The following is a 6,291-nucleotide window of genomic DNA, read 5'->3' as shown; positions in this document are numbered from 1 at the left end:
TGATCGCGAAGACCGGCGTGCCCTTGGCCGCGATGGCGGCGGCGGCGTGGTCCTGGGTCGAGAAGATGTTGCACGAGGCCCAGCGGACCTCGGCGCCCAGCGCCTGCAGGGTCTCGATCAGCACCGCGGTCTGGATGGTCATGTGGAGCGAGCCGGCGATGCGGGCGCCCTTCAGCGGCTGCGACTTGCCGAACTCGGCGCGCGTGGCCATCAGGCCCGGCATCTCGGTCTCGGCGATTTCGATTTCCTTGCGGCCCCAGTCGGCAAGCGACAGGTCCTTCACGACAAAGTCGGTCATCTTCGATCCTGATCGGGAGAATAGGTGTTGCCGCCCCTATAGCCGCGCGACCTTAACGGATCAACAATCGCATAAAGAATTCTTTATGCGACCTCCGTTGCCCGCCGCAGGGTGACCGGACTATCCGGGCCGCTTCCTCCCCCAAGGTAAAGCCCATGAACGCCCCGATCGGTCGCCTCGCCGACCCCGCCCAGCCCCGCCACGACTGGACCCTGGAAGAGGTGGAGGCGCTGTTCGAGCTGCCTTTCACCGAGCTCGTCTTCCGCGCCGCGGAGGTCCACCGCCGGTGGTTCGACCCGACAGAGCTCCAGCTCAGCCAGCTCCTCTCGGTGAAGACCGGCGGTTGCCCCGAGAACTGCGGCTATTGCAGCCAGTCGCAGCACTTCAAGACCGCCACCACCGCCTCGAAGCTGATGGACGCCGAGACGGTGATCGCCGCGGCGCGCGACGCCAAGGCCGGCGGCGCCCAGCGCTTCTGCATGGGCGCGGCCTGGCGCGACGTGAAGGATCGCGACCTGCCCAAGGTCGCCGCCATGATCTCGGGGGTGAAGGCCCTGGGCCTGGAGACCTGCGCCACGCTCGGCATGCTCACGCCCGAACAGGCCAGGGCGCTGAAGGCCGCCGGCCTCGACTACTACAACCACAACCTCGACACCGGCCCGGACTATTACGACAAGGTCGTCACCACCCGGACCTACCAGGACCGCCTCGACACCCTGGCCGCCGTGCGCGACGCGGGCATGAGCACCTGCTGCGGCGGCATCGTCGGCATGGGCGAGACGCGCCGCGACCGCGCCGGCCTGCTGCACCAGCTCGCGACGCTGCCGGCGCACCCGGAGAGCCTGCCGATCAACGACCTGATGCCCATCCCCGGCACGCCGCTGGGCGACTCCAAGGCGGTCGACCCACTGGAGTTCGTGCGGATGATCGCTGTCGCTCGCCTCGTCTGTCCGAAATCCATGGTGCGCATCGCCGCCGGCCGCGAGCACATGAGCCGCGAACTGCAGTCGCTGTGCTTCCTGGCCGGCGCCAACTCGATCTTCGTCGGCGCCCGCCTGCTCACCACCAACAACCCCGGCCGCGACAACGACGACGCGCTCCTCGCCGAGCTGAAGATGCGCCCGATGGGGTCGAAGGCCATCGCCTAGTTCCTCTCCGCTGGGGAGGTGGCGCGAAGCGCCGGAAGGAGTCATCCACGATTGTTGGGGACCCCTTCGGTCGGCATTCGCCGACAGATCCCCCACCCGCGCGCGAGCAATTGGGCGCGCATTGCTGACAAACCCCGACACATCCGCCCGCTAGACCGCCTGTTGTCGGGACGGCCCTAGCTCAGCCGTCCTGCGAGCCCTATCTGGGGGGCTTCGAGGAGAGCGCGTGCAGCCGATCATATCCATCCAGGGTCTGACGAAGACCTATGCCGGAGGCTTCCAGGCCCTGAAGGGCGTCGACCTCGAGATCCGGAAGGGCGAGATCTTCGCCCTGCTGGGGCCGAACGGCGCCGGCAAGACCACCCTGATCGGCATCGTCTGCGGCCTGGTCCGCATGAGCGGCGGCCAGGTCATCGCCGACGGGCACGACATCCAGAAGGACTACCGCGCCGCGCGCATGAAGATCGGCCTGGTGCCCCAGGAGATCTCCACCGACGCCTTCGAGAAGGTCTGGGACACCGTGAAGTTCAGCCGGGGCCTGTTCGGCAAGCCGCCGAACGACGCCCACCTGGAGAAGGTCCTGAAGTCCCTCAGCCTCTGGGACAAGCGGAACGAGAAGATCATGGCGCTCTCGGGCGGCATGAAGCGCCGGGTGATGATCGCCAAGGCGCTGAGCCACGAGCCCTCGATCCTGTTCCTCGACGAGCCCACCGCCGGGGTCGACGTCGAGCTGCGGCGCGACATGTGGGAGATGGTCCGCGGCCTGCGCGAGCAGGGCGTGACCATCATCCTCACCACCCACTACATCGAGGAAGCCGAGGAGATGGCCGACCGGATCGGCGTGATCTCCCGCGGCGAGCTGATCCTGGTCGAGGACAAGGACGTGCTCATGCGCAAGCTGGGCAAGAAGCAGCTCACCCTGCACCTGCAGGAGCCGCTGAGCGCCGTGCCCGCCGGCCTCGAGGGCTACCACCTCGAACTCGCCAACGACGGCGCCGAGCTGGTCTATTCCTTCGACGCCCAGGCCGAGAGCACGGGCATCGCCGACCTGATGCGCCGCCTCACCGAGCGCGGCGTCGACTTCAAGGACCTCCGCACCCAGGAAAGCTCGCTGGAGGACATCTTCGTCAGCCTGGTGAGGAGCCGCGCATGAACCTGCACGCGGTCAAGGCCATCTACCTGTTCGAAATGCACCGCTGGGTGCGGACCATCGTCCAGAGCGTGGCCGCCCCGGTGATCACCACTTCGCTTTATTTCATCGTCTTCGGCGCGGCGATCGGCAGCCGGATGCCGGCCATCGACGGGGTCAGCTACGGCGCCTTCATCGTGCCGGGCCTGCTCATGCTGTCGATCCTCACCGAGAGCATCTCGAACGGCTCGTTCGGCATCTACATGCCGAAGTTCGCCGGCACGATCTACGAGGTGCTGTCGGCGCCGATCTCCGCCGGCGAGGTGGTCATGGGCTACGTCGGCGCGGCCGCCAGCAAGTCGGTGGTGCTGGGCCTGGTGATCTTGGCCACGGCCCGGATCTTCGTCCCTTACGAGATCGGCCATCCCTTCGTGATGCTGGCCTTCCTGGTGCTGACCTCGGTCACCTTCAGCCTGTTCGGCTTCCTCACCGGCATCTGGGCCGACGGCTGGGAGAAGCTGTCGATCATCCCGACCCTGGTAGTGACGCCGCTGACCTTCCTGGGCGGCAGCTTCTATTCCATCGAGATGCTGCCGGGCGTCTGGAAGACGATCGCCCTCTTCAACCCGGTGGTCTATCTCGTCTCCGGCTTCCGCTGGAGCTTCTACGGCGTCTCGGACGTGGGGGTTGGCATCAGCCTCGCCGCCACCCTCGGCTTCCTGGCGCTATGCCTCGCGGCTGTGACCGTCATCTTCCGCACCGGCTGGCGGCTGAAGACGTAGGGCGTTGAAGCGTTGCTCCCCCGTCGGGGGAGCTGTCGGCGAATGCCGACTGAGGGGGTCCTCAACCGCCTTGGGGGAAGCCCCCTCCGTCGCCTTCGGCGCCACCTCCCCCAGCGGGGGAGGAACTGAGCGCCCCTACTCGTCTTCCTCGAACCGCGCTTCGACCAGCTCCGCGAGCGCCTGGACCGCTTCTTCGGCTTGGTCGCCCTCGGCTTCGATGTCGATGCAGCAGCCCGGCGCGGCGGCCAGCATCATCAGGCCCATGATGGAGCGGGCGTCGACGGTCTGGCCGTCCTTGGAGACCTTGACCTCGGCGTCGAACGCCGCGGCCAGCTTCACGAATTTCGCCGAGGCGCGGGCGTGCAGGCCGCGCTTGTTGACGATCTCGACGGTGCGGTTGGCTTCGCTCAGCTACTTCTCTCCGGCCAGGACGTAGGACGCCACGGAGATGTACTTTCGCCCGGCTTCCTGCGCCGCTGCAACTGCATCTTCGAGACTGACCCGGTTCCTGAGGCTGGCGAGCTTGATGAGCATCGGCAGATTGAGGCCGGCGATGACCTCGGCCTTAGTCTGCTCCATCACCGAAATGGCGAGGTTCGAGGGCGTGCCGCCGAACATGTCGGTCAGCAGGATCACGCCCGCGCCGGATTCCACGCGCCCGCACGCGGCCAGGATGTCCTGCCTGCGGCGTTCCATGTCGTCCTCGGGACCGATGCAGATGGCCTCGACCGCGGCTTGCGGGCCGACGACGTGCTCCATCGCGTACACGAACTCTTGCGCCAGCCGGCCGTGAGTGACGATCACGAGGCCGATCATGCCCGACAATCCAAGGGTATCCCCACCCGTGACGGCGCCCGAGGAGAGGCGCGAGCCGAGCTAGATACGCCTCTTGTGCGCCGCGTCAAAGGCCTCCAGCGCGCGGCTTAGTTTCACAGGGGCCGAGCTTTCGAACGGATTCACCGCCAGGCGTGGAACTTCAATGCCCACAATCGCTTCGGTTGCGAAGTCCGGTATGCGCTCGGGGGTTTCCAGCCGGGCCAGCAACCGGACCTCGCAGAACGGCAGCGGCTCGACGGTCATCACGTCAAGGCCGCGCACCTCGATCAGCCCGAGCAGCGTGTCCGGCGCCCGGCCGAAGAGCCGTCCCTTGTCGGCCCAGACCAGCACCCGGTCGTCGGCGACCAGCCGGAATCCGTGCTCCAGGGCCCGCAGCGCCAGATCGCTCTTCCCGGCGCCGGACGGGCCCTCAATGAGGACGCCGCGCCAGGTCCCGCCCAGGCGGCGCGCGATCAGGCCGGCGTGACGGATCACCCCGCCGCTTCCGGAAGGATCAGGGTGAACATCGCGCCCAGCACCTTGCCCTCGGCTCCCGTCCGGTTCTCGGCGCGCAGCGTGCCCCCGTGGGCGGCGGCGATCTGGCGGGCGATCGACAGGCCCAGGCCGGAGTTGCCGCCGAACGCCGCCCCCTTGGGCCGCGAGGTGTAGAAGCGCTCGAAGATCGTCTCCAGGTTCTCGGGCGGGATGCCGGGTCCGTTGTCCGAGACTGTGACGATGGCCTCGCCCCGGACGCGCAGCAGGCCCACCGTCACCGCATCGCCCGGCGGGCTGAACGAGCGGGCGTTGTCGATCAGGTTGCGCACGATCTGGCTGAGAGGCCCCTCGCGGCCCAGCACGGTGATCGCCTCCATCCCGAGGTGCGGCGAGAAGGTGACCTGCACCTCGCCCGGCTTCGCGGTCGCCTGGTAGAGCGCGACGATGTCCCCGACCAGCTTGCCGAGGTCGACCAGCCGCGGCTGGTCGCGCGACAGCTCGGCGTCGAGCCGCGAGGCGTTGGAGATGTCGGTGACCAGGCGGTCCAGGCGCTGGACGTCGTTCTTCAGCACGTTCAGCAGCCGATCGCGCGCCGCCGGGTCCGTCACCAGGTCGAGGGTCTCCACGGCGGAACGCAGCGACGTCAGCGGGTTGCGGATCTCGTGCGCCACGTCGGCGGCGAAGCTCTCGATGGCGTCCATCCGCTCGCTGAGCGACTGGGTCATGGCCTCCAGGCTGCGCGTGAGGTCGCCCACCTCGTCGTCGCGCTTTGCGAGATCGGGCAGGGAGATCGCCCGCGCCCGCGCCTGGCGCACCCGGTCGGCGGCGCGCGCCATCCGCAGCACCGGCTGGGCGACGAGGCTGTTCAGCAGCAGCGACGAGGCCACCGTCACCGAGATGGCGATGAGGATGAAGGGGATCAGCGCCCGCCGCTCCTGGGCGATGATGGCGTCGACATCGCTGGCCTCCAGCGTCACGACGCCGAGGACGGCCCGCACGTGCTGGATGGGGATCGACACCGAGACCACCCGGCGGCCGCTGTCGCTTTCGCGCATCCCGGCCCAGCGGCGGCCCTGCAGCGCCACGCCGACTTCGCGGGCCAGGGTGGCCTCCACCTGTCGGCTATCGGGCTTGCGGGCGTGCGGCAGCAGGTCGAAGCCGCGGGCGGTGTCGTCGCGTCCGCGGGCCGGCGGCAGTTCGCGGCGCTCGACGGCGTCGGCCATCCAGTCGCTGTCGGCCACCAGCCGGCCATGGCTGTCGAACAGCCGGGCCCGCTGCGCGCGCGGGTTCGACAGCGTCTGCAGCAGCTCGGTCGCCAGCGCCGCGTCCATGGCCGGCTCCGGCTCGCCCACCGTCGCGGCCTGGTTCAGGATGCTGGCGATCAGCTCGCCCTGGGTCGAGAGGCTGTCGATACGGGCGTTCACCAGCCCCTGGCGCAGTTCGTTCAGCACCAGCGCGCCGACGATCAGCACCGCCAGGCCCAGCAGGTTCAGCGCGAGGATCAGCCGCCCGAGGCGCGACCCCGGCAGGCCACGATACCGACGCCTGGGCCGTTGGGCTGCGCCCGCCGGCTCAGGACTCCCGGTATCGGTAGCCGACGCCATAGAGGGTTTCGATCGCGTC

The 6,291-nt window shown here is 68.7% G+C and carries 8 protein-coding genes; 3 read left to right on the top strand and 5 right to left on the bottom strand.

Annotated elements, in window-relative coordinates:
- The coding region (locus Q0L11_RS11770) for an adenosylhomocysteinase (RefSeq protein WP_296597460.1) at positions 1–298 on the bottom strand (298 nt) is incomplete at its 3' end.
- Between the two features lie 155 nt (positions 299–453).
- Here Q0L11_RS11770 and bioB point away from each other — a divergent pair.
- From bioB to Q0L11_RS11755, 3 genes are all read left to right on the top strand, one after another.
- The gene (gene bioB, locus Q0L11_RS11765) at positions 454–1,446 is read left to right on the top strand and encodes a biotin synthase BioB (protein ID WP_296597459.1); all 993 of its coding nucleotides are present in this window, start codon (positions 454–456) and stop codon (positions 1,444–1,446) included.
- Between the two features lie 190 nt (positions 1,447–1,636).
- The gene (locus Q0L11_RS11760; protein ID WP_296597462.1) at positions 1,637–2,599 is read left to right on the top strand and encodes an ABC transporter ATP-binding protein; all 963 of its coding nucleotides are present in this window, start codon (positions 1,637–1,639) and stop codon (positions 2,597–2,599) included.
- Positions 2,596–3,357, top strand: a complete 762-nt coding sequence (locus tag Q0L11_RS11755) for an ABC transporter permease (RefSeq protein ID WP_296597458.1) — start codon at positions 2,596–2,598, stop codon at positions 3,355–3,357. The genes Q0L11_RS11760 and Q0L11_RS11755 overlap by 4 nt, the downstream gene beginning before the upstream one ends.
- 135 nt (positions 3,358–3,492) lie before the next feature.
- Here the strand turns inward: Q0L11_RS11755 and Q0L11_RS11750 are convergent, their stop codons facing one another.
- Genes Q0L11_RS11750 through Q0L11_RS11735 form a run of 4 tightly spaced genes read right to left on the bottom strand, consistent with a single transcriptional unit; the run spans position 3,493 to position 6,272 of the window.
- Positions 3,493–3,768 (bottom strand): HPr family phosphocarrier protein, encoded by a 276-nt coding sequence (locus Q0L11_RS11750; RefSeq protein ID WP_296597461.1) that lies wholly within the window; start codon positions 3,766–3,768, stop codon positions 3,493–3,495.
- Complete coding sequence (locus Q0L11_RS11745; RefSeq protein ID WP_068876916.1) at positions 3,769–4,173, bottom strand: PTS sugar transporter subunit IIA; 405 nt, start codon at positions 4,171–4,173, stop codon at positions 3,769–3,771.
- A 60-nt stretch (positions 4,174–4,233) separates the two neighbouring features.
- On the bottom strand, positions 4,234–4,668 hold the full coding sequence (locus tag Q0L11_RS11740; protein WP_296597457.1) for an HPr kinase/phosphorylase: 435 nt from the start codon (positions 4,666–4,668) through the stop codon (positions 4,234–4,236).
- Positions 4,665–6,272: a stimulus-sensing domain-containing protein gene (locus Q0L11_RS11735; protein WP_296597456.1), complete on the bottom strand. Its 1,608-nt coding sequence runs from the start codon at positions 6,270–6,272 to the stop codon at positions 4,665–4,667. The genes Q0L11_RS11740 and Q0L11_RS11735 overlap by 4 nt, the downstream gene beginning before the upstream one ends.
- Between the last annotated feature and the right edge of the window lie 19 nt (positions 6,273–6,291).

It is taken from the genome of Phenylobacterium sp. (assembly GCF_024508875.1).
In the GTDB taxonomy this organism is placed as follows: domain Bacteria; phylum Pseudomonadota; class Alphaproteobacteria; order Caulobacterales; family Caulobacteraceae; genus Phenylobacterium.
This window is presented reverse-complemented; position numbering and strand designations above follow the sequence as displayed.

Coding starts and splice junctions, on each gene's coding strand:
- Q0L11_RS11735 (WP_296597456.1), bottom strand. CDS start 6,272: ATGGCGTCGGCTACCGATACCGGGAGTCCTGAGCCGGCGGGCGCAGCC.
- Q0L11_RS11745 (WP_068876916.1), bottom strand. CDS start 4,173: ATGATCGGCCTCGTGATCGTCACTCACGGCCGGCTGGCGCAAGAGTTC.
- Q0L11_RS11755 (WP_296597458.1), top strand. CDS start 2,596: ATGAACCTGCACGCGGTCAAGGCCATCTACCTGTTCGAAATGCACCGC.
- bioB (WP_296597459.1), top strand. CDS start 454: ATGAACGCCCCGATCGGTCGCCTCGCCGACCCCGCCCAGCCCCGCCAC.